At 58.3% G+C, this 25,145-nt stretch carries 28 protein-coding genes and 1 pseudogene; 9 read left to right on the plus strand and 20 right to left on the minus strand.

Features of this window, described 5'->3' with window-relative positions:
* The coding region (locus KHQ28_RS05330) for an alpha-amylase family glycosyl hydrolase (RefSeq protein WP_211777572.1) at window positions 1-785 on the plus strand (785 nt) is incomplete at its 5' end.
* Between the two features lie 55 nt (window positions 786-840).
* Here KHQ28_RS05330 and celB read toward each other — a convergent pair.
* The 3 genes from celB to KHQ28_RS05345 all read right to left on the minus strand — a co-directional run bounded on the left by celB (window position 841) and on the right by KHQ28_RS05345 (window position 3,926).
* Entirely contained in the window at window positions 841-2,193 is a 1,353-nt protein-coding gene (gene celB, locus KHQ28_RS05335) for a PTS cellobiose transporter subunit IIC (RefSeq protein ID WP_004146783.1), read from the minus strand.
* A gap of 26 nt (window positions 2,194-2,219) precedes the next feature.
* The gene (locus KHQ28_RS05340) at window positions 2,220-3,527 is read right to left on the minus strand and encodes a 6-phospho-beta-glucosidase (RefSeq protein ID WP_032419419.1); all 1,308 of its coding nucleotides are present in this window, start codon (window positions 3,525-3,527) and stop codon (window positions 2,220-2,222) included.
* A gap of 90 nt (window positions 3,528-3,617) precedes the next feature.
* Window positions 3,618-3,926, minus strand: a complete 309-nt coding sequence (locus KHQ28_RS05345) for a PTS sugar transporter subunit IIB (protein WP_004186703.1) — start codon at window positions 3,924-3,926, stop codon at window positions 3,618-3,620.
* Between the two features lie 84 nt (window positions 3,927-4,010).
* Between KHQ28_RS05345 and KHQ28_RS05350 the strand changes: the two genes are divergently transcribed.
* From KHQ28_RS05350 to nrdG, 4 genes are all read left to right on the plus strand, one after another.
* Entirely contained in the window at window positions 4,011-4,184 is a 174-nt protein-coding gene (locus KHQ28_RS05350) for a hypothetical protein (protein ID WP_032103426.1), read from the plus strand.
* 2 nt (window positions 4,185-4,186) lie between these two features.
* Window positions 4,187-4,930 (plus strand): MurR/RpiR family transcriptional regulator, encoded by a 744-nt coding sequence (locus KHQ28_RS05355; RefSeq protein WP_002886905.1) that lies wholly within the window; start codon window positions 4,187-4,189, stop codon window positions 4,928-4,930.
* Between the two features lie 356 nt (window positions 4,931-5,286).
* Window positions 5,287-7,425, plus strand: a complete 2,139-nt coding sequence (gene nrdD / locus KHQ28_RS05360) for an anaerobic ribonucleoside-triphosphate reductase (RefSeq protein WP_032418145.1) — start codon at window positions 5,287-5,289, stop codon at window positions 7,423-7,425.
* Window positions 7,426-7,732: 307 nt separating this feature from the next.
* Entirely contained in the window at window positions 7,733-8,197 is a 465-nt protein-coding gene (nrdG, locus tag KHQ28_RS05365) for an anaerobic ribonucleoside-triphosphate reductase-activating protein (protein ID WP_032418146.1), read from the plus strand.
* Between the two features lie 3 nt (window positions 8,198-8,200).
* Here nrdG and KHQ28_RS05370 read toward each other — a convergent pair.
* From KHQ28_RS05370 to KHQ28_RS05425, 12 genes and pseudogenes are all read right to left on the minus strand, one after another.
* Window positions 8,201-8,486, minus strand: a pseudogene (locus tag KHQ28_RS05370) (type II toxin-antitoxin system RelE/ParE family toxin).
* Window positions 8,476-8,718, minus strand: a complete 243-nt coding sequence (locus tag KHQ28_RS05375) for a type II toxin-antitoxin system RelB/DinJ family antitoxin (RefSeq protein WP_002886901.1) — start codon at window positions 8,716-8,718, stop codon at window positions 8,476-8,478. The pseudogene KHQ28_RS05370 and the gene KHQ28_RS05375 overlap by 11 nt, the downstream one beginning before the upstream one ends.
* A 77-nt stretch (window positions 8,719-8,795) precedes the next feature.
* Window positions 8,796-10,706 carry a transcription antiterminator gene (locus KHQ28_RS05380; RefSeq protein WP_004152270.1) on the minus strand — a complete coding sequence of 637 codons (1,911 nt, stop codon included), beginning with the start codon at window positions 10,704-10,706 and terminating at the stop codon, window positions 8,796-8,798.
* A gap of 22 nt (window positions 10,707-10,728) precedes the next feature.
* Entirely contained in the window at window positions 10,729-11,883 is a 1,155-nt protein-coding gene (locus KHQ28_RS05385) for a lactonase family protein (RefSeq protein ID WP_032418147.1), read from the minus strand.
* Between the two features lie 66 nt (window positions 11,884-11,949).
* Window positions 11,950-12,690 (minus strand): KDGP aldolase family protein, encoded by a 741-nt coding sequence (locus KHQ28_RS05390; RefSeq protein ID WP_002886899.1) that lies wholly within the window; start codon window positions 12,688-12,690, stop codon window positions 11,950-11,952.
* On the minus strand, window positions 12,687-13,805 hold the full coding sequence (locus KHQ28_RS05395) for a DgaE family pyridoxal phosphate-dependent ammonia lyase (RefSeq protein WP_004210640.1): 1,119 nt from the start codon (window positions 13,803-13,805) through the stop codon (window positions 12,687-12,689). Before KHQ28_RS05395 ends, KHQ28_RS05390 begins: the two co-directional genes overlap by 4 nt.
* Entirely contained in the window at window positions 13,789-14,922 is a 1,134-nt protein-coding gene (locus KHQ28_RS05400; RefSeq protein WP_004152268.1) for an amidohydrolase/deacetylase family metallohydrolase, read from the minus strand. The genes KHQ28_RS05395 and KHQ28_RS05400 overlap by 17 nt, the downstream gene beginning before the upstream one ends.
* Window positions 14,923-15,027: 105 nt before the next feature.
* Window positions 15,028-15,672: a DUF4310 family protein gene (locus tag KHQ28_RS05405; protein ID WP_004152267.1), complete on the minus strand. Its 645-nt coding sequence runs from the start codon at window positions 15,670-15,672 to the stop codon at window positions 15,028-15,030.
* 13 nt (window positions 15,673-15,685) lie between these two features.
* Window positions 15,686-16,462 carry a DUF4311 domain-containing protein gene (locus KHQ28_RS05410; RefSeq protein WP_002886897.1) on the minus strand — a complete coding sequence of 259 codons (777 nt, stop codon included), beginning with the start codon at window positions 16,460-16,462 and terminating at the stop codon, window positions 15,686-15,688.
* Window positions 16,463-16,483: 21 nt separating this feature from the next.
* Window positions 16,484-16,783 (minus strand): DUF4312 family protein, encoded by a 300-nt coding sequence (locus KHQ28_RS05415; protein ID WP_002886896.1) that lies wholly within the window; start codon window positions 16,781-16,783, stop codon window positions 16,484-16,486.
* A 2-nt stretch (window positions 16,784-16,785) separates the two neighbouring features.
* On the minus strand, window positions 16,786-17,148 hold the full coding sequence (locus KHQ28_RS05420; RefSeq protein ID WP_002886895.1) for an SFCGS family glycine-rich protein: 363 nt from the start codon (window positions 17,146-17,148) through the stop codon (window positions 16,786-16,788).
* A 10-nt stretch (window positions 17,149-17,158) separates the two neighbouring features.
* Complete coding sequence (locus KHQ28_RS05425) at window positions 17,159-17,497, minus strand: PRD domain-containing protein (protein ID WP_002886894.1); 339 nt, start codon at window positions 17,495-17,497, stop codon at window positions 17,159-17,161.
* 103 nt (window positions 17,498-17,600) lie between these two features.
* Between KHQ28_RS05425 and KHQ28_RS05430 the strand changes: the two genes are divergently transcribed.
* Window positions 17,601-17,732 (plus strand): hypothetical protein, encoded by a 132-nt coding sequence (locus tag KHQ28_RS05430; RefSeq protein ID WP_014908079.1) that lies wholly within the window; start codon window positions 17,601-17,603, stop codon window positions 17,730-17,732.
* 54 nt (window positions 17,733-17,786) lie between these two features.
* Here KHQ28_RS05430 and cybC read toward each other — a convergent pair whose 3' ends face one another.
* Both cybC and pmbA read right to left on the minus strand, forming a co-directional pair.
* Window positions 17,787-18,173, minus strand: coding sequence for a cytochrome b562 (cybC, locus tag KHQ28_RS05435; protein WP_002886893.1), 387 nt, complete (start codon window positions 18,171-18,173; stop codon window positions 17,787-17,789).
* 36 nt (window positions 18,174-18,209) lie between these two features.
* A complete protein-coding gene (gene pmbA / locus KHQ28_RS05440; RefSeq protein ID WP_004152265.1) occupies window positions 18,210-19,562 on the minus strand; it encodes a metalloprotease PmbA in 1,353 nt (450 codons plus the stop codon).
* Window positions 19,563-19,657: 95 nt separating this feature from the next.
* Here pmbA and yjgA point away from each other — a divergent pair, with 95 nt between their 5' ends.
* Window positions 19,658-20,209 carry a ribosome biogenesis factor YjgA gene (yjgA, locus tag KHQ28_RS05445; RefSeq protein WP_004177664.1) on the plus strand — a complete coding sequence of 184 codons (552 nt, stop codon included), beginning with the start codon at window positions 19,658-19,660 and terminating at the stop codon, window positions 20,207-20,209.
* A gap of 201 nt (window positions 20,210-20,410) precedes the next feature.
* Here yjgA and KHQ28_RS05450 read toward each other — a convergent pair whose 3' ends face one another.
* On the minus strand, window positions 20,411-20,527 hold the full coding sequence (locus KHQ28_RS05450) for a hypothetical protein (protein WP_032413232.1): 117 nt from the start codon (window positions 20,525-20,527) through the stop codon (window positions 20,411-20,413).
* Window positions 20,528-20,711: 184 nt separating this feature from the next.
* Here KHQ28_RS05450 and KHQ28_RS05455 point away from each other — a divergent pair, with 184 nt between their 5' ends.
* Entirely contained in the window at window positions 20,712-21,920 is a 1,209-nt protein-coding gene (locus tag KHQ28_RS05455; protein ID WP_019704693.1) for an aldose 1-epimerase family protein, read from the plus strand.
* 43 nt (window positions 21,921-21,963) lie between these two features.
* Here the strand turns inward: KHQ28_RS05455 and KHQ28_RS05460 are convergent, their stop codons facing one another.
* Both KHQ28_RS05460 and mpl read right to left on the minus strand, forming a co-directional pair.
* On the minus strand, window positions 21,964-22,491 hold the full coding sequence (locus KHQ28_RS05460) for a GNAT family N-acetyltransferase (protein WP_002886889.1): 528 nt from the start codon (window positions 22,489-22,491) through the stop codon (window positions 21,964-21,966).
* A gap of 68 nt (window positions 22,492-22,559) precedes the next feature.
* Window positions 22,560-23,933 (minus strand): UDP-N-acetylmuramate:L-alanyl-gamma-D-glutamyl-meso-diaminopimelate ligase, encoded by a 1,374-nt coding sequence (gene mpl, locus KHQ28_RS05465; RefSeq protein WP_002886886.1) that lies wholly within the window; start codon window positions 23,931-23,933, stop codon window positions 22,560-22,562.
* A 175-nt stretch (window positions 23,934-24,108) separates the two neighbouring features.
* Here mpl and fbp point away from each other — a divergent pair, with 175 nt between their 5' ends.
* Complete coding sequence (fbp, locus tag KHQ28_RS05470; protein WP_002886827.1) at window positions 24,109-25,107, plus strand: class 1 fructose-bisphosphatase; 999 nt, start codon at window positions 24,109-24,111, stop codon at window positions 25,105-25,107.
* Window positions 25,108-25,145 lie beyond the last annotated feature (38 nt).

Here is a 25,145-nt window from a genome sequence, read left to right on the forward strand (position 1 = left end):
CCCTCGCCCGCCCGGACTATGTGGCGCTGAAGGCGCTGTTCCGCCACTGGCAGCAGGGAATGCACAATCGGGCGTGGAACGCGCTGTTCTGGTGTAACCACGATCAGCCGCGCATCGTGTCGCGCTTTGGCGACGAAGGCGAGTACCGGGTGACGGCGGCGAAGATGCTGGCGATGGTGCTGCACGGCATGCAGGGCACGCCCTATATCTACCAGGGCGAAGAGATCGGCATGACCAATCCGCACTTCAGCAGCATCAGCGATTACCGTGACGTCGAAAGCCACAATATGTTTATCGAACGTGCGGCGCAGGGGCAAAGCCCGGACGAACTGCTGGCGATCCTCGCCAGCAAGTCGCGCGACAACAGCCGCACGCCGATGCCGTGGCACGCCGGCGAGAACGGTGGCTTCAGCGACGGTGAGCCGTGGATCGGCCTTGGCGATAATTACCAGGAGATCAACGTCGAGGCGGCGCTGGCGGACCCCGATTCGGTGTTTTATACCTATCAGCAGCTGATTACGCTGCGTAAAACCCTGCCGCTACTGACCTGGGGTGATTACGAGGATCTGCTGCCGGAGCATCCGTCGCTGTGGTGCTATCGTCGTCAGTGGCAGGGGCAAACGCTGGTAGTCGCCGCTAACCTGAGCCGCGAGCTGCAGGCCTGGCAGCCCGCTGAGGCCCCGGGCGAGTGGAAGATGATCATCAGCAACTATGCCGAGACCACCCCGCGCCCGACCGGGCTGACGCTGCGGCCGTTCGAAGCGATATGGTGGCTGCAGGGATAACGCTTTTCCCCGGTGGCGCAACGCTCACCGGGGCTACGATTCGTCAGGCTGGAAGTTATGCGCGGTCGGCATCAGCAATCGCAGCGCTCGCTTGTGGTTGCGCCGAGGCGTGCTCTTCTTTTGCCTTTAGCCGATCCCAGGCGCGGAAGAACGGATAGTAGACCACCAGCGAAATCGCTAAATTCACCACCTGCAGCACCGTGCCGGAGATATGCCCTCCGGTCGCCAGATAGCCGCTGATGAAGATCGGCGTGGTGAACGGCAGTGCGATTCCGGCGGGCGGCGCCACCAGCCCGGTCGCCATGGCGGTATAGGACACGATCACCAGCAGCACCGGCGTTAAAATAAACGGCAGGAAAAAGTACGGGTTCATCACCAGCGGGATGCCAAACACCATCGGCTCGCTGATGTTAAACAATGCCCCGGGCGCGGCAATTTTCCCCAGCTGTTTCATCTGCTGGCTACGGCTACGCAGCAACATAAAAATCACCAGCCCCAGCAGCGCGCCGGTACCTCCGGGGGCAATCCACAGATCGTAAAACTGCTGAGTAATGATATGCGGGATCGGCTGACCGTTCTGGAAGGCCGTCAGGTTCTCGGACATATTCGACAGCCATACCGGCTGGATAAACACCAGTACGATCGCGTCGCCGTGCAGGCCCAGGGTCCACAAAATACCAATCAAAATGACTGAAATAATCATGCCCGGCAGCGTACCGCCGACGTGGTGCATCGGAATACCAATCAGGGTGGCGATCATACTGTTGATGTCGCCGAACGGCGAGGCCTCGACCGCCAGGCGCAGCGCCAGCACCACCGCCAGCACGCAGAAGCCGGGGATCAGGGCGAGGAATGATTTCGCCACTGCCGGCGGCACGCCGTCCGGCATGCGGATAACGAGATTGCGGCTGGCGACCAAACGATAAATCTCCGTCGACAGCAGCGAAATGACAATGGCGACAAACAGCCCCTGGCTGCCGACCATGCTCACCGGGATCACCCCTTTAATAACCTCCGCCGCGCCGTGTACCGGCGTAAACAGCGTGTTCTGCGGGATCGTCATCATGAAGGCCACCAGCGACATCGCTCCAGCGCTCAGCGGATCGAGAGTGCGATACTTCTCCGCCAGCCGGTAGGCGATGCCGAAGCTGGAAATCAGCGCCATGATGTCGTAGGTCGCTTTCACCGGGTACAACATTTTATCGCGCCAGACCTCGCCAAACAGGCTGCTCATCATATCGGCATAGCCGGGGATCGGCAGGTAGGCGAAAATCAGGAAGAATGAGCCAATCAACATAAACGGCATATTGAGAATGATGCCGTCGCGCACCGATAGGACGTGCTTTTGCCCGGCGATTCTCAGCGCCGCCGGCATGACGTAACGTTCAATCCAGCTTGTATTCGACATGGTGTGCTCCCGAGGGGAAATAGCGGTCAGTTAAATTGCGTCAGCCATTGACGGTTGATGGTTAATACTTCATCCAGCAGCGCCTGGGCATCGGTGACGTTACCGACCAGCGGGTTGGTCACCAGCGCCAGCAGTGCGCTTTCGCGACAGCCGTGTACCGCGGCTTCAATCGTCAACCGCTCGAAGGCTTTTACCTGCTGGGTCAGGCCGTTCATCGCCGGCGGCAGCGGGCCGAACGCCAGCGGCCGCGCCCCTTGCGCATCAATAATGCTGTTGGTTTCCACCACCGCATCATCATCCAGGCCATGAATCGCGCCGTTGTTGCGGGTATTCACCACCATCTCCGCGCCCAGGTTGTTGTAGATCGCGTTGATAAGCTCGACGGCCACCTCCGAGTAGTAGGCGCCGCCGCGAAAGCTCAGCTGCTCTGGTTTTTCTTCCAGCTGCGGGTCGGCGTACAGCGCAAACAGCTCCTGCTCGACCTTCATCACCTGCTCGGCGCGGGTGCCTTTGGTTTTCGCTGCGGCAATCTCTTCCGCCAGCATCGCCGGCGTCAGCCAAAAATAGCGATGATAAGGGCACGGAATCGCCTTCAGCGCGCGCAGGAATTCCGCCGGCCACGGCAGCTCTTTAATGTTGTTCATCGACAGCGCCTTACCGTCGCACAGCATGTCGATCACCTTGCCGGTGACATCCTCGCGCCCCTGTAGCACCTTATGCACCCAAACCATATGGTTGAGCCCGGCAAAGCGCAATTTCACTTCGGACTCCTGCGCGCCCAACATCCCGACGATCATGTGCTGCATGTTGATCGGCACGTTGCACAGGCCGATGATCTTCGCCGTGCTGTAGCGGCTGACCGCCTCGGTGACGATCCCCGCCGGATTAGTAAAGTTGAGAATGAACGCTTCCGGCGCCAGCTGTTCCACTTTGCGCGCCACCTCAAGGATCACCGGGATCGTCCGCAGCGCCTTGGCAAAACCGCCGACGCCGGTGGTCTCCTGGCCCAGCAGGCGGTACTTGAGACCCAGCCGCTCATCGGCGGCGCGCGCCGCCAGCTGTCCGACACGCAGTTGGGTCAGCACAAAGCTGGCGCCGCGGATGGCCTCATCGAGCGTAAAGTGGACGCTGACCGCCACCTGCTCCAGCCCTTTATGTTTCAGCATCCGCCGGGTCAGCGCGGCGATGATCTCCACCTTTTCCCGGCCGGATTCGACATCTACCAGCGCCAGCTCTGTGACCGGAAGCTGCTCGTAACGAACGATAATCCCTTCAATAAGCTCCGGCGTGTAGCTGCTGCCGCCGCCGATAACGGCAATTTTCAGTGCTTGCATAGTGTCCTCTTTTCGGATTTTCGGCATACAGAGCGCCGCGCGCGATCGCCAGGACCGCACGTGATGATGATGAAAAACGGGATGAGAAAATTAGTGTTCGAGCAGGGCTAGCGCTTTATCCAACACCGCAGAGCCGCGCATCATGCCGTAGTCAGCCATATCGATCACCGCCACCGCCTTGCCCTGCGGCGCGGCCAGCGCGGTTAGCCGTCCGGCTTCATATTTAACCTGCGGCCCGAGCAGGATGACGTCGGCGTGTGGCAATTCGCGTTCAAATTCCGCCACCGCCACCGCATAGATTTCCAGCGCCAGCGCACGCTGCTGGGCTTCTGCTTTCATTTTGTTCACCAGCATGCTGGTCGACATGCCTGCGGCACAACAGAGTACGATTCGTGGCATTGCGCTTCCCCTTTACGTGTTATCGCTTCAGCCCTCAGGGCCTGGACGACTATATTGTTAATATTGTGTGATAGTGAAGGCTATATGAAAATAATTTTCACCGATGTGATCGAGGCTCAATTTTTGCGCATTTTTATCGCCAGGGTGTCACCCTTTACTGCTCTGACCATAGGAAATATGCGGCGTGAGTGCTATAAAGAGAGACAGTCGATAATTGAAAAATATTTTCAAATACGGGTTTTGCCAAAGGGAACATGAGGATGGATATCGTAGGTCAGCTGCAGGAAGGAATGCGCCGCTTTAGTGCCCAGGAGTCGCGCGTCGCCACCTTTATTCTACAAAATCTAAGCTTTACCGCCAGCGCCTCTATTGACGAGCTGGCAGCCAGCGCGGGGGTCAGCCCTGCCACCATTACCCGCTTCGCCCGCTCGGTGGGCTGCGATGATATTCGTGATCTGCGTAAACAGCTGGCGCAGGCCAGCGAACGGCGCGCCAGCTGGCTTACGCCGGACAGCGCCGCCCTGCCCGTCGCCTGGCGCGACAAACTTAGCAGCCTTGGCGTTACCCTAACTCGTCAGCTCGGCCATACCGCGGAAGCGGCGGTGGAAAAGTGTAAATCGCGCCTGCTGAGCGCCCGTGCGGTACACTGCTTCGCCCTTGGCGCCCAGGACGTGACGCTGGCCGCGCTGCTCCAGCATCAGCTACTGCCCTCCGGCATCGCGATTAATCTCTGCCAGGATGCGGCGCTGATGCGGCTGACCGCCAGCACCCTCAATGACGATCATCTGCTGCTGGTGCTGGCCACTGCCGAGGCCAACCCTGTGTTGCAAAGCGCCACTTTGCAGGCGCGTACGCAGGGAGTGACCATTATTGCTCTGACGCCGGAACAGCACGCCCTTGGCGATATGGCCAGCGCCATCCTGCCGCTGCCCGCTGACCCGCAGCAGGCTCGCTATGCCCTGCTACTGCTGGTCGATCTGCTTAACGATACGTTGATTGCCTGAATATTTGCCCGTTTCATGCGTGAACGGGCTCGATTTTTGCTTATATTTTAAGCGCCTAAATTTACATTTATCGCCAGCGCCCATCATCCGTACTCTCACCTTTTTACCTTGTTCTGGGTCAATAAAATCGCAAACATCTTTGATGCAAATCACTACATATAGAACTTAAAATGCGCCTCGGCCCAACATGTTGTATTAATCGTCTATTATGTCACCATATCTTGTCGATGTCTGGCGGTGATGAGATGTGGATAAAACGGGCCAGATCCGAAGGTAAACAGCACGAGCCGTAGCGTGCAGCGCCTTCGGGATAACCTCCGCCTCTGTGGATAACCTGTTCTATATATGGAGTGATCATGACACCGCATGTGATGAAACGTGATGGCTGTAAAGTGCCGTTCAACTCAGAGCGCATTCAGGAAGCAATTCTGCGTGCAGCTAAAGCAGCGGGAGTCGATGACGCAGACTATTGCGCCACCGTCGCAGAAGTCGTTAGCCAACAAATGCAGGGCCGCGCCCAGGTCGACATCAACGAGATCCAGACCGCGGTGGAAAACCAGCTGATGTCCGGCCCCTATAAGCAGCTGGCGCGCGCCTACATTGAGTATCGCCATGACCGCGATAGCCAGCGTGAGAAGCGCGGCCGCCTCAATCAGGAGATCCGCGGCCTCGTCGAGCAGACCAACTCCGCGCTGCTCAACGAAAACGCCAACAAGGACAGTAAAGTCATCCCGACCCAGCGCGACCTGCTGGCCGGGATCGTCGCCAAGCACTACGCCCGGCAGCACCTGCTGCCCCACGATGTGGTGATGGCCCACGAGCGCGGCATGATCCACTATCATGACCTCGATTACTCGCCCTTCTTCCCGATGTTCAACTGCATGCTGATCGACCTGAAAGGCATGCTGACCCAGGGCTTTAAGATGGGCAACGCGGAGATCGAGCCGCCGAAGTCTATCTCTACCGCCACCGCGGTGACGGCGCAGATCATCGCCCAGGTCGCCAGCCATATTTACGGCGGCACCACCATCAACCGCATCGATGAAGTGCTGGCGCCGTTCGTCAGCGAAAGCTTCAAAAAGCATCGCAAAATCGCCGAAGAGTGGCAGATCCCGGATGCCGAAGGCTATGCCCGCGCCCGTACCGAAAAAGAGTGCTACGACGCCTTCCAGTCGCTGGAGTATGAGGTCAACACACTGCATACCGCCAACGGCCAGACGCCGTTCGTCACCTTCGGGTTCGGCCTTGGCACCAGCTGGGAATCGCGGCTGATCCAGCAGTCGATTCTGCGCAACCGCATTGCCGGCCTCGGTAAAAATCGCAAAACCGCGGTGTTCCCGAAACTGGTGTTCGCGATCCGCGACGGCCTGAACCATAAGTTCGGCGACCCGAACTACGACATCAAACAGCTGGCGCTGGAGTGCGCCAGCAAGCGCATGTACCCGGATATCCTCAACTACGATCAGGTGGTGAAAGTCACCGGGTCGTTTAAAACGCCGATGGGCTGCCGCAGCTTCCTCGGGGTATGGGAAAACGAGAACGGCGAGCAGGTGCATGATGGACGCAATAACCTCGGCGTGATCAGTCTCAACCTGCCGCGCATCGCCCTGGAAGCGAAAGGCGATGAAGCCACCTTCTGGGCGCTGCTGGACGAGCGCCTGCAGCTGGCGCGTAAAGCGCTGATGACCCGTATCGCCCGCCTGGAAGGAGTGAAGGCTCGCGTGGCGCCGATCCTGTATATGGAAGGCGCCTGCGGCGTGCGGCTGAAAGCCGACGACGACGTCTCCGAGATCTTCAAAAACGGCCGCGCGTCCATTTCTCTGGGCTATATCGGTATCCATGAAACCATCAATGCGCTGTACGGCAACCAGCATATGTACGACAGCGAGGCGCTGCGTGAGAAAGGCGTAGCCATCGTCCAGCGCCTGCGCGACGCCGTCGATTTGTGGAAGGAAGAAACCGGCTACGGCTTTAGCCTGTACAGCACGCCGAGCGAAAACCTGTGCGATCGCTTCTGCCGTCTCGACACCGCCGAGTTTGGCGTGGTGGAAGGGGTAACCGACAAAGGTTACTACACCAACAGCTTCCACCTCGACGTGGAGAAGAAGGTCAACCCGTACGACAAGATCGATTTCGAAGCGCCGTACCCGCCGCTGGCCAACGGGGGGTTCATTTGCTACGGCGAGTACCCGAATATCCAGCATAACCTCAAGGCGCTGGAAGACGTGTGGGATTACAGCTATCAGCACGTGCCGTACTACGGGACCAATACGCCGATCGATGAGTGCTACGAGTGCGGTTTTACCGGCGAGTTCGAGTGCACCAGCAAGGGCTTTACCTGCCCGAAATGCGGTAACCACGACGCCGCCCGCGTTTCCGTTACCCGCCGGGTGTGCGGTTATCTCGGCAGCCCGGACGCGCGGCCGTTCAACGCCGGCAAGCAGGAAGAAGTGAAGCGCCGCGTGAAGCACCTGGGCAATGGGCAGATTGGTTAATTCCAGCTGGTTTAGCCCCTCACCCTCTCCCCAACGGGGAGAAGGGACCGGCCCCGTAGCCGTTTGGCCACTAAGGAGCCGTTCCCGGATAGCGGCGCGCAGCGCCTTATCCGGGCTACCACTACCACTGTTGTAGCTCGGCCGAGCGCAGCGACGCCAGGAAATGGCCGCACTCCTTCGTTTTCGCAAAGCAATTAACGTCAGAGCAAGGCGGCAAACGAAGGAATCCCCGGGAGCGTACATTCAGTACGTGACTGGGGTGAGTGAGCGCAGCCAACGCGGCTATGGCGTTAATTGAGAAGTGAAAATGAATTATCACCAGTACTACCCCGTCGACATCGTCAACGGCCCCGGCACCCGCTGCACCCTGTTTGTCTCCGGCTGCGTCCACGAGTGCCCCGGCTGCTACAACAAAAGCACCTGGCGGGTGAACTCCGGTATGCCGTTTACCGCTGAGATGGCCGACCGTATCATCGCCGACCTCAACGACACCCGCATCAAACGCCAGGGGCTTTCGCTCTCCGGCGGCGATCCGCTGCATCCGCAGAACGTCACGGATATTTTAAAGCTGGTTCAGCGCGTGCGCGCCGAATGCCCCGGCAAAGATATCTGGGTCTGGACCGGCTATAAACTTGATGAGCTGAATGAGGCGCAAATGCAGGTGGTGAACCTGATTAACGTGCTGGTTGACGGTAAGTTTGTGCAGGATTTGAAAGATCCGGCGCTTATCTGGCGCGGCAGCAGCAACCAGGTCGTACATCATTTGCGATAGCGTTTAGAGCCGTTTATTCGCCTGATGATAAACGGCCGCTTTCTCTCTTTTGCCAATGGCAATAACGTAAACCACCACCACACTATCTCGTACTTGATACACCAACCGATAACCTGACGCCTTAAGCTTGATTTTGTAGCAATCCGGTAAATCGCTCAGCCTGGCCGACTCAATTCGCAGATTCTGCACAATCTGCTGGAGCTTATTTTTGAACTGTTTTTTTGACCGTCTCGCCAGGCTTCTGCCATTCGCGCCAGGCTCGTGGATCAAACTCCAGTTCATAGGTCATCCAGACTCACCTTAACCCCTGGCCGTGGGTTTTCCAGCCGTTCGCGAACGGTGCGTAATAACGCCGCTTCGCCATCACTGATGGTCATACTTTTCACCGGCATGCGGCCATTTTCCGCAATGTATTGAAACAGCAGGCGTACCGCCTCCGTTGGTGTCATATCGAGTTTCTCCAGCACGGCATAAGCCTCTTTTTTGAGTTTATCGTCCAGTCGAACATTGAGCGTGGCCATTATGCCTCCAGAAAAGGGAATTTTGTAATGCAGTATAGCATTACATTTGAATTACACTCGTATCTGGAAAACGCCTCTCAAAACCGGCTGACGCACTCCATCGCCACCGTTTTAAACTCATCGAAGCTGCGGGTCGCGGCGAGGCGACTCATGGCGCGCTCGCGCAGGAAAGTCACGAAAATATCGTAGATCGCCATCGCCTCTTCATACTCGCGCTTGCTGATAGCGAGCAGGAAGATGAGATGGGCGGTTTCGTCGCCCCAGGCGATGCCCTGCGGGGCGATAACGGTATAAACCACCGTCTTTTTCGCCAGCAGCCCCAGGGAGTGCGGCAGCGCAATGCCATCCCCCAACATGGTGCTGACGATCGCTTCACGTTCCACCACCGAAGCATGAAACTCCGCATCGACAAAGCCTTCCTCCAGCAGCTGCTGGCACAGCTCGGCGAACAGCGTTTGCTGATCCATCGGCTTATCAACCACCCTGAAGTGGGCGGCATCGAAGTACTTATTCAGCATCCACGGACGGGTACGGTCCACCAGCACCAGCTTGCCGATTTGATCCAGCTGATAGTCGGTGGGGAACGGCGCGATGGTCACCACCGGCTTGTCTTTTTCGCCGATCCGCACCGTTGAGATAACGAAATCCGCCTCGATCGCGTCCCGCTGTTCGTACTCGCGCTGGGAGATGGTAGCGGCGATCTCCAGCTGCGGATATTTACGCTGCAGGATCGCCTCGATCATCCGTACCATCGCATTGCTGGTATCGCACACCAGCAGCACCTGCGGCTGACGCTGGTAGCCGATGTTGTAGTGGCGCTCCAGCCCGACGCCGATATGCAGCACCAGAAAGCCGATTTCGTTTTCGCTGATGGTGTACGGAGTATATTTCCCCCAACTGGAGACCGCAGCCAGGGTCATATCCCAGGCCATCGGGTAGTGCTGTTTGATGTTATCCAGCAGCGGATTGGGGATCATGATCTGGTAGCGCACCCGGGTAATCATGGTTTTAATGTGGGTCAGCAGATCGGCATGCAGCTGGGCGTCGTCCAGCAGGTTGTAGTTATACTGGCTGTTGATGTAGCGCAGGATGTAATTGACCAGCGCTTCATCATCGTCGGCGCTGATAGTTTCCGGATCGACATCCTGCACCTGACGGGCCGCGATATGCACGCATAGCCACTCTTCTTCGGCGGGCGATAAAGGTTTCCCGGCCAGCCGCTGCAGCTCACCCGTCAGCTCGCGCGCGGCGTCGCGGACGTTCTGCGCCACATCTTCAGCGCTGAAATCGGCCAGCGGGTAGCCTTCGCTGACGCGGCGCACCACCACCGCGCCATACAGGCAGACAAAGCGCTCGCCGGCGTCGGTGAGGCGAATATGATGCCGCGTGAGCGTCTCCTGCAGCACCGGCTCCAGCAGCGCTGGCACCTCCGCCGCAAAGGCCTCGGCGCCGATCGGCGGCGCGATATCGCCTTGCTGGGTCAGCTCCCACAGCAGGTCGGTCAGGCAGGCGCGAATTGACACCTCGCTGCCGAACAGCTTCATGCCGTGGCGCGGGCGGGTTTCAAGAGTCAGCTGATAGCGCTGGAAGCGCTCGCGCACCTCAACCATGTCATTTTGCAACGTGGCGCGGCTGACGAACCACTCATCCGCCAGGTCTTCCAGCTTGATAGAGAACGCCGAGGTCAGGAAACGCACCAGCAGAAACGTGATGCGATCCTGGGCGGTACGCGGCACGTGCTGCGCCTTCGGCGCGGTCTCCTCCAGCGCCTGGAAACTCGTCGGATTATCTATCTTCAGCTGATAACCGCTGCCGCGGTTAAGGATAAACTGCGCGCCATATTGCGCCAGCAGCGTATTCAGGGCGGTAATATCAGCGCGCACGGTACGGGTGGAAACCGACAGGCGTTGCGCCAGCTCATCCTGCGGCAGCGTTTCATTTCGCAGCAGGGTGAAGAGTTGCGCTAAGCGTTGGTTGGGAAATCGCATGTCAGTTCCTTGTAATTACGGCTCAGGGTTGGGCGGATATCACCATCTGCGATGGGCTACCGACCGGCGTATAGTCGGAGGCAAAGGTTAATTTGCCATCCTTCGGCGCCACGCTGAAGCGGGTAATATTATCGCTACGCTGGTTCATGACGTACAGCCACTGCCCCTGATTATCCAGCGTCAGGGTGCGGGGATAATCGCCACGCGTCCAGATATCTTCCTGGTGACTCAGGCTGCCGTCGGCCAGCACCGTGAAGTGGGCAATGCTGTTATGCAGGCGGTTGGCGACATATAGCTGTTTGCCATCGTTGCTCAACACAAGTCCGGCGGCAAAGCTGGTGCCTTTATACCCTTCCGGCAGCGCGGAGACGGTTTTGCCTTCACGCAGCAGGCCGCTTTGCTTATCCAGATGATAGAAGGTCAGCGTCGAGGCTTCCTCATTAATCAGCCACAGGCCGTCGCCCTGTGGCGTAAAGACGAAGTGGCGCGGGCCGGCTCCCGGCGACGAGGCGGCGATAAACGGCGGATCGTTCGGCGTTAGCTTGCCGCTGGCGCTATCCAGCCGATACTGATAGATCCGATCCAGCCCCAGATCGGTAGAGTAAACGTATTTCCCGCTGGGATCGGCGGCGATCATATGGGCATGCGGGCCGTTGTGATCGCTGATGGCGAAGCTGCCTTCGACGGCCGCCGCCGGGCGTTCGGCGCCTGCCGGGCCTTCATCCTGATGCCTGTCCACCGCCTCAGCCAGGCTACCATCTTCTTGCACCGGTAGCACGGCGGTGCTGCCGCTGACATAGTTAGCCACCAGCAGATGCTTACCGTCCGGCGTCAGGGAGAGATACACCGGTCCGGCGCCGCCGGAGGCGACCTGGCTGAGCGCGGTCAGCTCGCCGTTCTTTTCAATGCGCCACGCCTGCACCACGCCTTTTTCGACTTCACTGGCGGCATACAGCGTTTTGCCATCGCGCGACACGGTTAACTGCGCGACATTCGGCAACGAGCTCACCAGCGTCTTATCGCGCAGGGCGCCGGTTTTGGCATCGACGGTAAAGCGATACAGACCTTCGCCATTGGGGTTATAGGTGCCTACCCAGGCATAGTGGGTTTGCGCGGCGCCCGCGGCGGCGGCAAACAGGGACTGTGAAGCGACAAGCAGATGACGAGCGACAGGCATAGCAACTCCTTGATGGTTCAGTGGGATAAGCTGCCCCTCACCCTTTGAGGGTGAGGGACAAGGGCACTACTTAACTAACTGTTTGGTCATCTCCAGCAGCTGGCGAACATCGGCCGGGCGGGTGTTGCCGCTGGCTTTATCGATAATCGAGCTGTAAATATGCGGGATGATTTTGCTTACCCCGGCATCGAGGGCGATTTTCAGGATCTCGCTGTAGTTTTCCAGATCGATACCGCCGGTCGGCTCGAGCCAGAAATCGTGCGCGGCGCAGGCTTTGGCGACGGCTTCAAACTCGGCGCGGTGCTTCAGGCCGCCCATCGGGAAGTATTTGATGGAGCTGCCGCCCATGTCTTTCAGCAGCGCGATGGCGGTTTCCAGCGGCACAATGCCATCCGCCGCGCCGCTGCTCAGCGGGCCGGTGGAGATCTTCACCATTCCCGGCGTACCGGTGGGAGAGACCAGGCCGTTGACCACCGTCTCGTTCTGCCCGAGCAGCGCGCGGCTGGTGGCCACGCCGGTGAAGACCTGGTTGACGTGCTGCGGCTGCACCTGGCGAGAAATCTCGCTCACCATCGCCGACTGGTTTGGATCGCCTGCCCCCAGCCCGACGGAGAGCGCGTTATCAATAAGCTTCGCGTAGTCGCGCATATCGGCCACCGCGCTGGCGACGTCCGGATAGTTTTTGGAGAGCACGCCGACCAGGACGTGACCTTCCGCCGCGTCGTAAATTTCACGGGCGTTGTCTTTGCTGCCCGCCAGGACGTTCAGGCACACGCGGTCACGGTAAAAGTTTGGGGTCAGTTTCATGCTTGTTTCTCCTTATTCAGAACTTCTGCGATGCGGCGAGCGACCACCGCCAGCTGCTCCGCGTTTACGCTGCGGACATCGGCTTCGATAATGCCTTCATTCGCTTTATAGCCGCGGAAGTAGATGGCGTATTCACCCTGCTTCAGCGCGTTAACCAGATCGCCGGTCTTCACGCCGGTCGTGGCTTCATCAAATTTAATTTCGGCGCGGGCGATATCGCGGCCCGCGCTGTCCCACACCACGCGGGCGGTCACGCCGTTAAGCGCGTTGAGCTGTTCGATAAACGGCGTCATCTTCGCCACCATCTGCTCGCCGCTCTCTTTGCTCGCCGTCAGGTAGTGTTCAATGGCGCAGGTCAGGCCGAGAATGCCCTCTTTACCCACTTTCATCGCCCGGCCAATGCCCATCGACTGGCGCTTAACCCACTCGACGTACTGCGTTTTGCCAATCACCAGCCCGCTGGTCGGCCCTTCAATCGCTTTCGCGCCGCTGTAGATAACCAGGTCGGCGCCCATGCGGTAGTAGCACTGCAGATCTTCTTCCGCCGCCGCATCGACGATCAGCGGCAAGTTATGCTGGCGCGCCACTTCCGCGGCCTGCGCCACGTTGAGCATGCTTTTCTGCACGCAGTGGTGGGATTTGATATACAGAATCGCCGCGGTGCGCGGAGTGATCGCCGCCGCCAGCTGTTGGGCAGAACATTCGTTGGCGTAGCCCGCTTCCACCAGCTTACCGCCGCCCAACGCCACCATCGTGCCAACCGGCGCGCCGAAGTTGACGTTGTGGCCCTTCGGCAACACGATTTCGTTATTTTCAATCGGCGTAACGTGCAGGTTCTCCAGCAGCCAGTCGCTGTCTTTCACCAGCACCGCCGCTACCGACTGGGCAATCCCCGCCGACGCGCAGGAGACCACGGTCGCCCCTTCCACATCCAACAGTTTGGCGATGTACTCGCCGGTTTTATTCACCAGGTCTTTCATTTCAAAGTACTGGTTCATACCGGCCATCGCGGCTTCAACCACTTCCGGGCGCGGCGTGGAAACGCCCAGCGCCGTCATGCGGCCAGAAGTATTAATCACCTGTTTTAAATGGTATTTCTCAAAAATCGAAGGCATGTTCCGCGCTCCCTTGTTCGGTCAGATAGCCTTTGCCCGCGCGGATCGCGGCCAGCGGCACCAGAATGTTGTCAGCCTGCAGGCTCTCTTTTTCAGCATCCACCAGCAGCGTGGGCCGGTGCTCCAGGCGAAATAGCGTTAAATCGGCGTCGAAGCCCACTTCCAGCCGCCCTTTACGCGACAGGCGCAGCCCTTCTGCGGCGCTGACGGTCACGCAGTCAATCACCTGCGGCAGCGTCATGCCGATGGCGAGGAATTTCGACATCACCAGCGCCAGCGAGCGCACCGGGCCGTCGATCCGGTTGCGGCAGTAAATATCGGAGCTAATGGTGTGCGGCAGAATGCCCAGCGCAATCGCCCGCCGCGCCACCTCAAAGCTGAAGCTGGCGGTGCCATGGCCGACATCGAGACGCACGCCGCGCTGCAGAGCGCGAGTAATAGAGCTGCGCAACTCGCCGGCAGGATTCAGAATGCGGTTCGGCTTGCCGTTATAGCAGTGGGTAATGATGTCGCCGCTGCTCAGCAGATCGGCGATTTCATCGAGGTTCGGCGGGTTATTGCCGATGTGCACCATCAGCGGCAGATCGTCGTTTTCCTGCTGAATGGCCTTGGCGCGCGCCAGCGGCGTAATGCCGTTTTCGCCCACCACGCTGCTGCTCATCCGCGCCTTCAGGCCGACGATAAAGTCGGGATGACGCTGCACCGCCTGCTTCACCGCGGCGGCGTCGATATTGGCCATATTGGCCAGCTCATTCTGCGCAATCAGCCCGACGCGGGAGATGTTGAGCAGCGCATAAACTTCCGTCGCCGCTTTACGGGTCAGTTGATAGAAGTCATCGACGTCGTCGGCGCCGGTGCTGCCGGCATCGATCACGGTGGTGACGCCGGTGGCGATGCCGACGCTATCCGGCTCATCGTGATAAATCGGTGAATTCGGGTAGCAGTGAACGTGAGAGTCAATCCAGCCAGCGCTGACGTAAACCTTGCCGTTCAGCTCAATGGTTTTACGGGAGGGCGCGCTAATCTCGCCCAGCGCCGCGATTTTCCCGTCCTGAATGGCGATATCAGTCAGGGTATCGTCGACGAGGCGCGCGCGGCGCAGGAGTAAATCAAACATAGCTATCTCCTGATGAAAAGAGTGTACGGATGGCGGCGTACCGCCTTATCCGGCCTACAAACCGCGCTGGCTTGTAGGCCCGATAAGCGCAGCGCCATCGGGCGCTTAGCTAATCGCCACCGGGAAGATGGAACCGAGGATCATCGCCCCGAGGATGGCGCCGCCGGTGATCGGTTTCTGCCAGATGTAGAACAGCAGTGCGCCAACCAGCGAGCCAATCCCGATAGGAATCGAGGCGGTCATTGCGCTGAGGATGATCAAGGGACCGAGGAAGCGGCCGGAGGCGTTACCGGCCCCCATCATCACGTCGGCGCCGTAGGTGGAATCGCTCTGGTTGATGGTGAACTTACGCGCCAGAATGATGATGTAGCCCACCGCCAGGCCGAGGACCAGGCCGGTGACCAGCGACGCGGCGAAGTTCGCCACCGGGAAGACAAAGCCCGCGCCGAGCAGCAGCGCCGGCACGCCAAGACCGATACCGGTCTGTATCGCGCCGCCGATATCGAGGATCCCTACCAGCGACCCTTCGATGATGCGGGCGAACAGGAAGCTGGCGCCAAACGCCGCCACCGCGCCGTAAACGCCGGTATCAATCCCCGACTTCAGCATCGCCACGAAGGCCACTTCGTTAAAGGCGCCGATGCCGTACAGGTAGTACATGTGGGTCCCGGCGAAGACGCCGGAGGAGAGCAGGCCAACAAAGATCGGGAACGACCAGTCGGCATACCAAAAACCTTTATTCTGTTCCATTATCCGGCTCCCGTTACTTGCCGCTGAGTGAGTTGTGGATCATGTCCAGCCAGTTCGGCACGGTCAGATGGAAGGATTCGATCATCTTCATGTCGAAGCCGCGGAAGAAGCCGCTGAGGACAAACAGCGCGACGATGGCCACCATCATCACTTTAGTCACCCGGTTCCAGCCGCTCTCTTCGACGCCTTTACCGATCAGGATCCCCAGCACCAGACCCGGTACGGCGTTACCCATAATCAGCTGCGCGGCGCCGCCGAAAATCGTCGCCCAGAAGCCTGATTTTTTACCGGCATCGATCGCCGCCAGCCAGAAGATCACCGGCATCACGGTGTTCACCAGCAGGTTTGCCGCCGGCACCAGTACCTTAACGGCGGTCACCTGCAGCGCTTCCGGTACGGACGAGGCGGTCAGGTTGAGGAAGGCGACGACAATCATGCCGATGATGCCGCAGGAGATGGCCATTTTTTTCGGATCGTGCAGCGTTTCGCCGACGTTACGATTTTTCAGCATCAGCGCCGCCGCGCCCCAGTTGGGTATAATGCGGTGGTCAACATCCTGGGTGAAGGAGCCTGCTGCAACGGAAGAGGCCCAGGCGTTAAAGAAGAAGCCAAGGCCAAAGGAGAAGTGGGAGGCCGGATCGCCCTCACAGGAATTCAGCTCGCCCAGGGTTCGAAACGCCCCCATCCCCTGCGTGGTGGGGGCATGAAACATGCGTGCCGCTCCGGCGCCCACGCCGACGCCGACCAGGCCGCCGATGATAAGCGATTTTATTAAAATTATCAGGAACATAGTCAGACCTTTTGCTAACAATCAGGTTTGCGTGACGAAATCCACTTTATCGAGATCGATGGCGGTCACGTTGACGGTGACGTCCAGCTCCACGCTGTAGGTCCGTCGTTCACGGCGCAAAAAGAAGAACAGAAACGCCTCTTTTCGTACCGCTTCGCGCGCATGAACAACCGTCACGTCCTGTGGCTCAATACGCAGTAGGATGCGCGAGGATGATTTCATCACCGCAGCCTGCACATGGTTCAGGGCATCGGCGAAGGCCCGTGATTTGCTTTCGCCTTTGCCGGCAACCCTCACCGTGGTGGTGAATTGCTCTTTCATACTTATGCGCCGTATTTCTTTTTCCAGGCTTCTACCAGCCGCTCGCCCAGCTCTTCTTTATCCATAAAGCCGAAGCCCAGCACGTTGCAGCCTTCGTTGATAGCGGTGACGCCCTCATCAATAGAGCGCATACCGTATTTTGCTTTGTAGCCGTATTTGGTCTGGGCGGTGATGGCGCCGGCGCCGCCGCTGCCGCAGAAGGAGATGCCGAAGGTGGCGTTTTCCGCTTTCATTATGTCGCCAAGCTTCATGTCGGCCGCAACGCCAGGGACGACCACAGCACGTGCGCCCGCTTTTTCAGCGCCTGCGGCGACTTTTTGGCCTTTACCCAGACGGTCGCCAATGACTACAGTGATTTGTTCCATGTTTTGCTCCTTACAGGTTATCTTTCGCGACTTCGAAGTGGACGGAGAGCAGCCAGGCCTCTTCATCAGGCAGGTTGCCGAACTGTGCGACCACTTCGCGGGCCAGCATCATTGAATCTTCAGAAATTTCTTCGAACAGACTGGCATCCACTTCCGGTAGCGGTTCGCCGCTGATTGACCGGTGGGCCATGGCCCGCACGTGGGAAGTCAGCATTTGCTCCTGAACGTCGTTAGGGACGATGTCGTGACGGCTTAACAGGGCGAATACCTGCTGTAACATCTTGTCAGCCAGGCGTTCGGTCTGCGCCGCCTGCTCCCCTACGTCGTTTATTACCGCTCCGTTATTCACTTGTGTTACCCCGCTGATGTCTCTGGAAATCAAGGTAGCGCCGGGGGACAGGAGTTTGTAGCGAGTTGTTTTCCACTTCGAAGTGGAAAGGGAGGCGGCAGGGGTGATCGACCCCACATATTCACAGGGAAAAGGTAAAAACGACGGCTATGGCGTGAGATGTATCACAACAATGAGCGTGGACAAGGCGCCCGCGGCAGCGGAAAGGCCGGAAAAAGAGAGTGGAAAAATGTGATATCGGTAGGCTTTCAGGTGGGAGGCATCGGCTGATGCCTCCCGAAAAGAACGGTTAGCGGTACTTCTTATGATAGGTATTGCGGGTGGTTTTAAACTCCTCCGCGGCGGCCTGCGCCTCTTTCACCTTGCCTTCGTTCGCCAGCTTCAGCGCACCGTCGATCTGGCCGATCAGAATATCCAGACCGTGACGGTAATCTTTCATCTCAGCACTGTCGGCCGCTTTGCCTTCCAGCTTCGGCGGGGTCTCTTTCTGAGCATCGACCGCGGCGGTACGCATCTTATTCAGCGCCGCTTTCAGCTCGCCGGCGTCGGAGGTCTTCTGTACCACTTGCAGGTTTTCTGCCAGAGTGTCCATGTCTTCGCCCAGGTCGGCGAAGGCCGACGCTGAACCGAGCGCAAAAGCAGAGACAGCCAGCATCGCTAACAGTTTTTTACGCATTGCTCACTTCCTTTTTATTATTTAAGCAAACAGGTGTTATTGCCCGGCGATTTTCATCTCCGGCAGCAGCACAGAACCGCACTGAATGTTGCTGCGCGTTTCAATATCATCGCCAATGGTCACGATATTACGCCACATTTCTTTCAGATTTCCTGCAATGGTGATCTCACTGACAGGATATTGAATTTCGCCGTTTTCTACCCAGAAGCCGGATGCGCCGCGTGAGTAGTCGCCGGTGACGCCACTGACACCCTGCCCCATCAGTTCGGTAACCACAAGGCCGGTGCCCATCTCTTTAAGCATCTTTGCAAAACTCAGGCCGCGGCCGTTAATGCGCCAGTTGTGGATGCCCCCGGCGTGGCCGGTGCTTTTCATCCCCAGCTTGCGCGCTGAGTAATTGGTCAGCAGCCACTGGGTCAGCACGCCGTCTTTGACGATATCGCGACGTTCGGTGCGCACGCCTTCGCTGTCGAACGGCGTGGAGGCCAGCCCTTTCAGCAGGTGCGGATGCTCTTCAATGGTCAGCCACTCCGGCAAAATTTGTTTGCCCAGCGAATCGAGCAGGAAGGTCGATTTACGGTAGACCGCGCCGCCGGCAATCGCTCCGACCAGGTGGCCAAACAACCCGGTCGCCACTTCGTTGGCGAAAATAACCGGCGCCTTCATGGTCGACAGCTTACGCGGCGCCAGGCGTGACAGGGTGCGGCGGGCGCACTCTTCCCCGACCCATTCCGGGGACTGCAGATCCTCGATCGCCCGGCCAATGGTGTAGGCGTAGTCGCGCTCCATATCGCCGTCATCTTCCGCAATGACACAGCTGGAGAGGGAGTGGCGAGTCGAGCAGTAACTTTGCAGCATGCCATGGCTGTTGCCGAACACTTTGATGCCGTAGTGGCTGTTAAAGCTGCCGCCTTCGGTGTTGGTGATGCGTTTATCGGCCTTCAGGGCCGCTTGCTCCGCGCGGGCGGCCAGTTCGATAGCGTCGTCCGGGGAGACCTCCGCCGGGTGGAACAGGTCCAGATCCGGGGCGTCAAAGGCCAGCAGATCTTTATCGGCTACGCCGGCAAACGGGTCCGGGGAGGTATAGCGGGCGATATCCAGCGCCGCCTGCACGGTGCGGGCGATAGCGTCCGGGCTAAGATCGGTGGAGGAGGCGCTGCCCTTGCGGTTCTGATGGTAAACCGTGATGCCTAATGCCCCATCGCTGTTGAATTCTACATTCTCCACTTCGCCATAGCGGGTGCTGACGCCGATGCCCGTGGTTTTGCTGACGGAAACTTCCGCACCATCAGATTTACCTGCCGCCAGTTCCAGTGCCGTGGTAACGGCTTCTTCCAGCGTCTTACGCTGCTGTGCAACTTGAGAGATGACTTTCATTGCTAATGCCATAATGTAAGAAGGAGTTAACTGAAGTCTAACAGAGAACCGTTTTTCAGTGCGCGCCTTAACTGGTAACATTAGCCTCTTTTTTTAAGGAGCCTGAGATGACAAAGCAGCCCGAAGACTGGCTCGACGACGTGCCCGGTGATGACGTTGAAGATGAAGATGATGAAATCATCTGGGTCAGTAAGAGTGAAATTAAGCGCGACGCGGAAGAACTGAAGCGTCTTGGCGCGGAACTCGTTGACCTGGGGAAAAACGCGCTGGATAAAATTCCGCTGGATACCGACCTGCGCGACGCCATCGAACTCGCCCAGCGAATCAAAAAAGAGGGTCGCCGCCGCCAGCTACAGCTTATCGGCAAGATGCTGCGCAACCGCGATGTCGATCCGATTCGTCAGGCGCTGGACAAGCTGAAAAACCGTCACAACCAGCAGGTTGCGCTGTTCCACAAGCTGGAGCAGATCCGCGACCGACTGATTGACGACGGGGATGACGCCGTCGCTGAAGTGCTGAACCTGTGGCCAGATGCTGACCGTCAGCAGCTGCGTTCGCTGATCCGCAATGCGAAGAAAGAGAAAGAAGGCAACAAGCCGCCGAAATCGGCGCGCCTGATCTTCCAGTATCTGCGTGAACTGGCGGAAAACGAAGGCTAAGTCCCCCTGTTTTTGCCCGCAATAGTCTCCCGGATGGCGGCGCGCTGCGCCTTATCCGGGCTACGGTTCCCTATATCAAACGGTTACTCACACCGTAGGCCGGCGCAAGCGCAGCGCCGCCGGGCAAGCTGTACCAAACCCCGTTCCCGTCGTTATGCCGGATGGCGGCTACGCCTTATCCGGCCTACCTTCACCCCAGCTCTAAGGCTTGCGCCAGCAGGGGGATTCCCGTCGCATCGCCTGAGTCCCCTCATCCGCACAACGATGCGTTTGTTTATAGCCTGACTTATCAAGCTGAATCGTTAAAGCTAAAAACAATATAGATCACATATCCTGGTGATAAATACGTATTACTCAGCAAAATAATACGACTTTCATCTCATTTAACATCATAAAAACGGCCACTTTCTCACCAGGTGAGGCGCTTCACATTTTAATCACCCCCATGCCGGTAGATTTCACACGTCAATGACACAATCGATTCAGCAAAAAGGGAATAAAAATGAAAAAGACATTGGTTCTGACGACGATCGCCCTGCTGGTTTCCGGCTCGGCCGCGGCAAAAACATGGGTGCTGACGAACGCTGAAGAGGGGATGGATAAAGGAAACTGGCAGATCAACAGCGATCAGCTGAAGGTGAAAGATCATGCGTTCAGCATTGAGCAGAAAGTCCTGCACGGCGGTAAGCAGGAAGGCAGCAAAATCCTTACCATTCACAGTAAAGACGGCCTGACCATTACCTTGAGCCCGACACGCGGCATGAACTTACTGCGTATTGAGGGTTTCGGCAGCCGGATGGGCTGGGATTCGCCGGTTAAAGAGGTCGTCAACCCGGCGTTTATCAACCTGGAAAGCCGCAATGGCCTCGGCTGGCTGGAAGGATTCAACGAGATGATGGTCCGCTGCGGCTATGAATGGACCGGCCATCCGGTGACCGCGGACGGGCAAATTTATACCCTACACGGCAAGGCGGGCAACACTCCGGCCTCTCTGGTGGAGGTGGAGGTGGCCGACAGCGCGCCGTATGAAATCCGCATCCGCGGGCTGGTGAAAGAGAGCACCTTTAAAAAAGCCGATCTGCAGACCCTGACCGAACTGCGCTACGTCCCGGGCAGCAACAGCTTCAGCTTACATGACGTCTTAACCAACCATGCCGACTATCCGCATGATTATCAGATCATCTACCACAGCAACTTCGGCACCCCGATCCTCGAAGAAGGCGCGCGTTTCCTCGCCCCGATCTCCAGCATCAGCCCGTTCAATGATTACGCTAAGAGTGGGTTAAAAACCTGGCAAACCTATCAGGGACCGACCAAAGATTTTGACGAGATGGTATTTAATATTCAGCCGCTGGCCGATGAAAATCACCAGACCCTGGCCGCGGTGGTCAACAAAGCGGGCGATAAAGGGGCCTCTATTCAGTTTGATACCCGTCAGCTGCCGGTCCTGACGCTATGGAAAAACACCGATACCGTCAAGCAGGGCTATGTCACCGGTATCGAACCGGGGACCAGCTACGCCTATCCAGTCACCATTGAACGCGAACAAAAACGCGTGAAGCAGCTGCAGCCGGGCGCCAGCGCGCAGTTTGATCTAACCTACACCCTGCTGCACGACAGCGCCCAGGTAGCCGCCGTTGAGCAGAAAATCGCTAAGATTCAGGGCGATAACAAAGTCGCGGAGAACGAGACGCCGATCGCCAAAGAGTAACAGCGCCGCCAGTCGAATGCCCGGAGCGGTACGCCGAGCCGGGCTACTCCCGCCCCATCACCTCGTGCCCGAGATCCCGGGCAAACTGCTGATACTGCCGCTCATCGATCGGCTGCGGGTAGCTCAGCACCAGCAGCTCATGATCCGCAATGCCCTGATGATAGCTCGGGTGATGATGCGCCCAGGGATTAGCATGGAACCCCATCGACTGATAAAAGCGCAGCCGTTTATGGGCGATGGCCGTGGTTAGCGGATCGATTTCCAGAATGGTCAGCGGGGCGCGCGTCAGGATCTGCGCCAGCAGCTGTTTACCATAGCCGCGGGAGCGCAGCGTGTCGTCGATCGCCAGATGTTCGATATAACCGTAGCCGGCAAACTGCCAGCAGCCGCTGAGGCCGACAAAGACGCCTTCATCGAACCATGCTTCCAGCGCGTAGCGCGGGTGGCTCAGCGCCTGACGTTTGGCCTCGCTTTCGCGCTGCTCGTGCCACGGAAAGGCGCGCGCGTAAAGCGCGTCCAGCATGGCGAAATGGGGCGAGTCGGTAGAACGTACGCTTTCGCAGGTCAGCATCACACAATTCCTGGTAGCTAAAATAAAACTGCCCTCACGCGGAGGGCAGTTACCGGAGGCGTACGCGCTTATTCAGCCGCGGCCGCTTTTTGCGCCAGCTTATCCAGCAGCTTCTGATGAATACCGCCGAAGCCGCCGTTGCTCATCACCAGGATATGGTCGCCCGGGTGGGCGGTTTTGACCACCATCTCCGCCAGGGTATCGACGTCGGCGCTCCAGTGGGCCGGCTGGACGCAGGCTTCCGCCACTTCCGCCACCTGCCACGGAATATGCTGCGGCTGCAGGAGGAACACTTCATCGGCGCGGCCGAGAGACGGCGCCAGATCGTCCTTGCAGACGCCCATTTTCATGGTGTTAGAGCGCGGCTCCAGCACGGCGAGAATGCGCGCGGTACCGCCTACTTTACCGCGCAGCGCCTGCAGCGTGGCGAGGATTGCCGTCGGATGATGGGCGAAATCGTCATACACGGTGACGCCGTTGGCTTCGCCCCGCAGCTCCAGGCGACGGCGGGCGTTGATAAAGCTGCCCAGCGCGTTCGCGGCATCCGCCGGCAGCACGCCGACGTGACGCGCCGCGGCAATCGCCATCAGGCCGTTATGCATATTATGCTCGCCGACCAGCGCCCACTTCACTTCGCCGACCTTTTCGCCGTCGAGTAAGACTTCCCACTGCGAGGCGTCGGCGTTCAGTTTTTTCGCCTGCCAGTGGCCCTGCTCGCCCACCAGCTCCTGCTCGCTCCAGCAGCCCATCGCCATCACCTGCTTCAGGTTGATGTCGTTCTCCGGCAGGATAATTTTGCCTTTGCCCGGCACGATGCGCACCAGATGGTGGAATTGTTTCTGAATCGCCTTCAGGTCATCAAAGATGTCCGCGTGGTCGAACTCAAGGTTGTTGAGGATCAGCGTCCGCGGGCAGTAGTGAACAAACTTGGAGCGCTTGTCGAAGAAGGCGCAGTCATATTCGTCGGCTTCAATGACGAAGAACGGGCTGTCGCCCAGGCGCGCGGAGACGTCGAAATTGCCCGGAACGCCGCCAATCACGAACCCCGGTTTATAGCCGCAGGCTTCAAGGATCCAGGTCGCCATGCCGGCAGTGGTGGTTTTGCCGTGGGTCCCGGCGACGGCCAGCACCCAGCGATCGCGCAGCACGAAGTCGTGTAGCCACTGCGGGCCGGACATATAGGGAATATTATTTTCCAGCACCGCTTCAACGCACGGGTTGCCGCGAGTCATGGCGTTACCGATGATCACCAGGTCCGGCCGGGGCTCCAGCTGGCTGGGGTCATAGCCCTGAATTAAATCAATCCCCTGGTTTTCCAGCAGGGTGCTCATCGGCGGATAGACGTTAGCATCCGACCCCGTTACCTCATGACCGAGGGAGCGCGCCAGCATGGCCAGCCCCCCCATAAACGTGCCACAGATTCCTAAAATATGAATGCGCATTCGTCATTTCCTTTTCTTATCCGGGGCACATTTTACCCATATCCCGGGCCCTGGCGAAATGCATTTCAGGCGAATCTGTATTTTGCTGGCGCGATTCACCTGTGCGCACTTTTTTGATTCTTTGTTAAGATTGTTGCGTTCGTTTTACTCAACATAAAAATGCAGGGAACGAGTTATGAAAACGTTAGGTGAGTTTATTGTTGAAAAGCAGCACGAGTTCTCCCACGCCACCGGTGAGCTGACTGCTTTGTTGTCAGCAATAAAGTTGGGCGCCAAGATCATCCACCGCGATATCAACAAGGCCGGTCTGGTCGATATCCTGGGTGCCAGCGGTGCTGAAAACGTTCAGGGCGAGGTTCAGCAAAAACTCGATCTGTTCGCTAATGAAAAATTAAAAGCCGCACTGCGAGCACGCGATATTGTTGCCGGGATCGCCTCTGAAGAAGAAGATGAGATTGTCGTCTTCGAAGGGTGTGAACACGCCAAATACGTGGTGCTGATGGACCCTCTGGATGGCTCCTCTAACATCGACGTTAACGTCTCTGTCGGTACGATCTTCTCTATCTACCGTCGCGTGACGCCTGTCGGCACGCCGGTGACAGAAGAAGACTTCCTGCAGCCGGGCAACAAGCAGGTGGCCGCGGGCTATGTGGTCTACGGATCGTCGACGATGCTGGTGTATACCACCGGCTGCGGCGTTCATGCCTTCACCTACGACCCGTCCCTTGGCGTCTTCTGTCTATGCCAGGAGCGTATGCGCTTCCCGGAGAAGGGCAATACCTACTCCATCAACGAAGGCAACTACATCAAATTCCCGCAGGGCGTGAAGAAGTACATTAAGTACTGTCAGGAAGAGGACAAAGCGACTCAGCGTCCTTATACCTCTCGCTATATCGGCTCGCTGGTGGCGGACTTCCACCGCAACCTGCTGAAAGGCGGCATCTATCTCTATCCGAGCACCGCCAGCCACCCGGAAGGCAAGCTGCGCCTACTGTATGAATGCAACCCGATGGCCTTCCTCGCCGAACAGGCGGGCGGTAAGGCCAGCGACGGTAAAGAGCGTATTCTGGATATTATCCCGGAAAGCCTGCATCAGCGTCGCTCCTTCTTCGTCGGCAACAACCACATGGTAGAAGACGTCGAGAACTTTATTAAAGCGTTCCCGGACGCCTAAGCGCCCTGCCCGCTCCTCCCGCGCCTGCGGGAGGAGCA

Source organism: Klebsiella sp. 28 (assembly GCF_018223905.1).
GTDB classification, from domain to species: Bacteria; Pseudomonadota; Gammaproteobacteria; order Enterobacterales; family Enterobacteriaceae; genus Klebsiella; species Klebsiella pneumoniae.

Bases quoted from the DNA above. Each gene is read 5' to 3' on its own strand.
- KHQ28_RS05380 (WP_004152270.1), bottom strand. From the start codon at position 10,706: ATGCGATTTCCCAACCAACGCTTAGCGCAACTCTTCACCCTGCTGCGA.
- KHQ28_RS05350 (WP_032103426.1), top strand. From the start codon at position 4,011: ATGAAAATAATTTTCACCGATGTGATCGAGGCTCAATTTTTGCGCATT.
- KHQ28_RS05410 (WP_002886897.1), bottom strand. From the start codon at position 16,462: ATGTTCCTGATAATTTTAATAAAATCGCTTATCATCGGCGGCCTGGTC.
- KHQ28_RS05460 (WP_002886889.1), bottom strand. From the start codon at position 22,491: ATGCTGACCTGCGAAAGCGTACGTTCTACCGACTCGCCCCATTTCGCC.
- fbp (WP_002886827.1), top strand. From the start codon at position 24,109: ATGAAAACGTTAGGTGAGTTTATTGTTGAAAAGCAGCACGAGTTCTCC.
- KHQ28_RS05415 (WP_002886896.1), bottom strand. From the start codon at position 16,783: ATGAAAGAGCAATTCACCACCACGGTGAGGGTTGCCGGCAAAGGCGAA.
- KHQ28_RS05420 (WP_002886895.1), bottom strand. From the start codon at position 17,148: ATGGAACAAATCACTGTAGTCATTGGCGACCGTCTGGGTAAAGGCCAA.
- pmbA (WP_004152265.1), bottom strand. From the start codon at position 19,562: ATGGCATTAGCAATGAAAGTCATCTCTCAAGTTGCACAGCAGCGTAAG.
- KHQ28_RS05455 (WP_019704693.1), top strand. From the start codon at position 20,712: ATGAAAAAGACATTGGTTCTGACGACGATCGCCCTGCTGGTTTCCGGC.
- yjgA (WP_004177664.1), top strand. From the start codon at position 19,658: ATGACAAAGCAGCCCGAAGACTGGCTCGACGACGTGCCCGGTGATGAC.
- KHQ28_RS05400 (WP_004152268.1), bottom strand. From the start codon at position 14,922: ATGTTTGATTTACTCCTGCGCCGCGCGCGCCTCGTCGACGATACCCTG.
- celB (WP_004146783.1), bottom strand. From the start codon at position 2,193: ATGTCGAATACAAGCTGGATTGAACGTTACGTCATGCCGGCGGCGCTG.
- KHQ28_RS05395 (WP_004210640.1), bottom strand. From the start codon at position 13,805: ATGCCTTCGATTTTTGAGAAATACCATTTAAAACAGGTGATTAATACT.
- KHQ28_RS05405 (WP_004152267.1), bottom strand. From the start codon at position 15,672: ATGGAACAGAATAAAGGTTTTTGGTATGCCGACTGGTCGTTCCCGATC.
- KHQ28_RS05385 (WP_032418147.1), bottom strand. From the start codon at position 11,883: ATGCCTGTCGCTCGTCATCTGCTTGTCGCTTCACAGTCCCTGTTTGCC.
- mpl (WP_002886886.1), bottom strand. From the start codon at position 23,933: ATGCGCATTCATATTTTAGGAATCTGTGGCACGTTTATGGGGGGGCTG.
- KHQ28_RS05390 (WP_002886899.1), bottom strand. From the start codon at position 12,690: ATGAAACTGACCCCAAACTTTTACCGTGACCGCGTGTGCCTGAACGTC.
- KHQ28_RS05345 (WP_004186703.1), bottom strand. From the start codon at position 3,926: ATGCCACGAATCGTACTCTGTTGTGCCGCAGGCATGTCGACCAGCATG.
- KHQ28_RS05355 (WP_002886905.1), top strand. From the start codon at position 4,187: ATGGATATCGTAGGTCAGCTGCAGGAAGGAATGCGCCGCTTTAGTGCC.
- nrdD (WP_032418145.1), top strand. From the start codon at position 5,287: ATGACACCGCATGTGATGAAACGTGATGGCTGTAAAGTGCCGTTCAAC.
- cybC (WP_002886893.1), bottom strand. From the start codon at position 18,173: ATGCGTAAAAAACTGTTAGCGATGCTGGCTGTCTCTGCTTTTGCGCTC.
- nrdG (WP_032418146.1), top strand. From the start codon at position 7,733: ATGAATTATCACCAGTACTACCCCGTCGACATCGTCAACGGCCCCGGC.
- KHQ28_RS05340 (WP_032419419.1), bottom strand. From the start codon at position 3,527: ATGCAAGCACTGAAAATTGCCGTTATCGGCGGCGGCAGCAGCTACACG.
- KHQ28_RS05375 (WP_002886901.1), bottom strand. From the start codon at position 8,718: ATGGCCACGCTCAATGTTCGACTGGACGATAAACTCAAAAAAGAGGCT.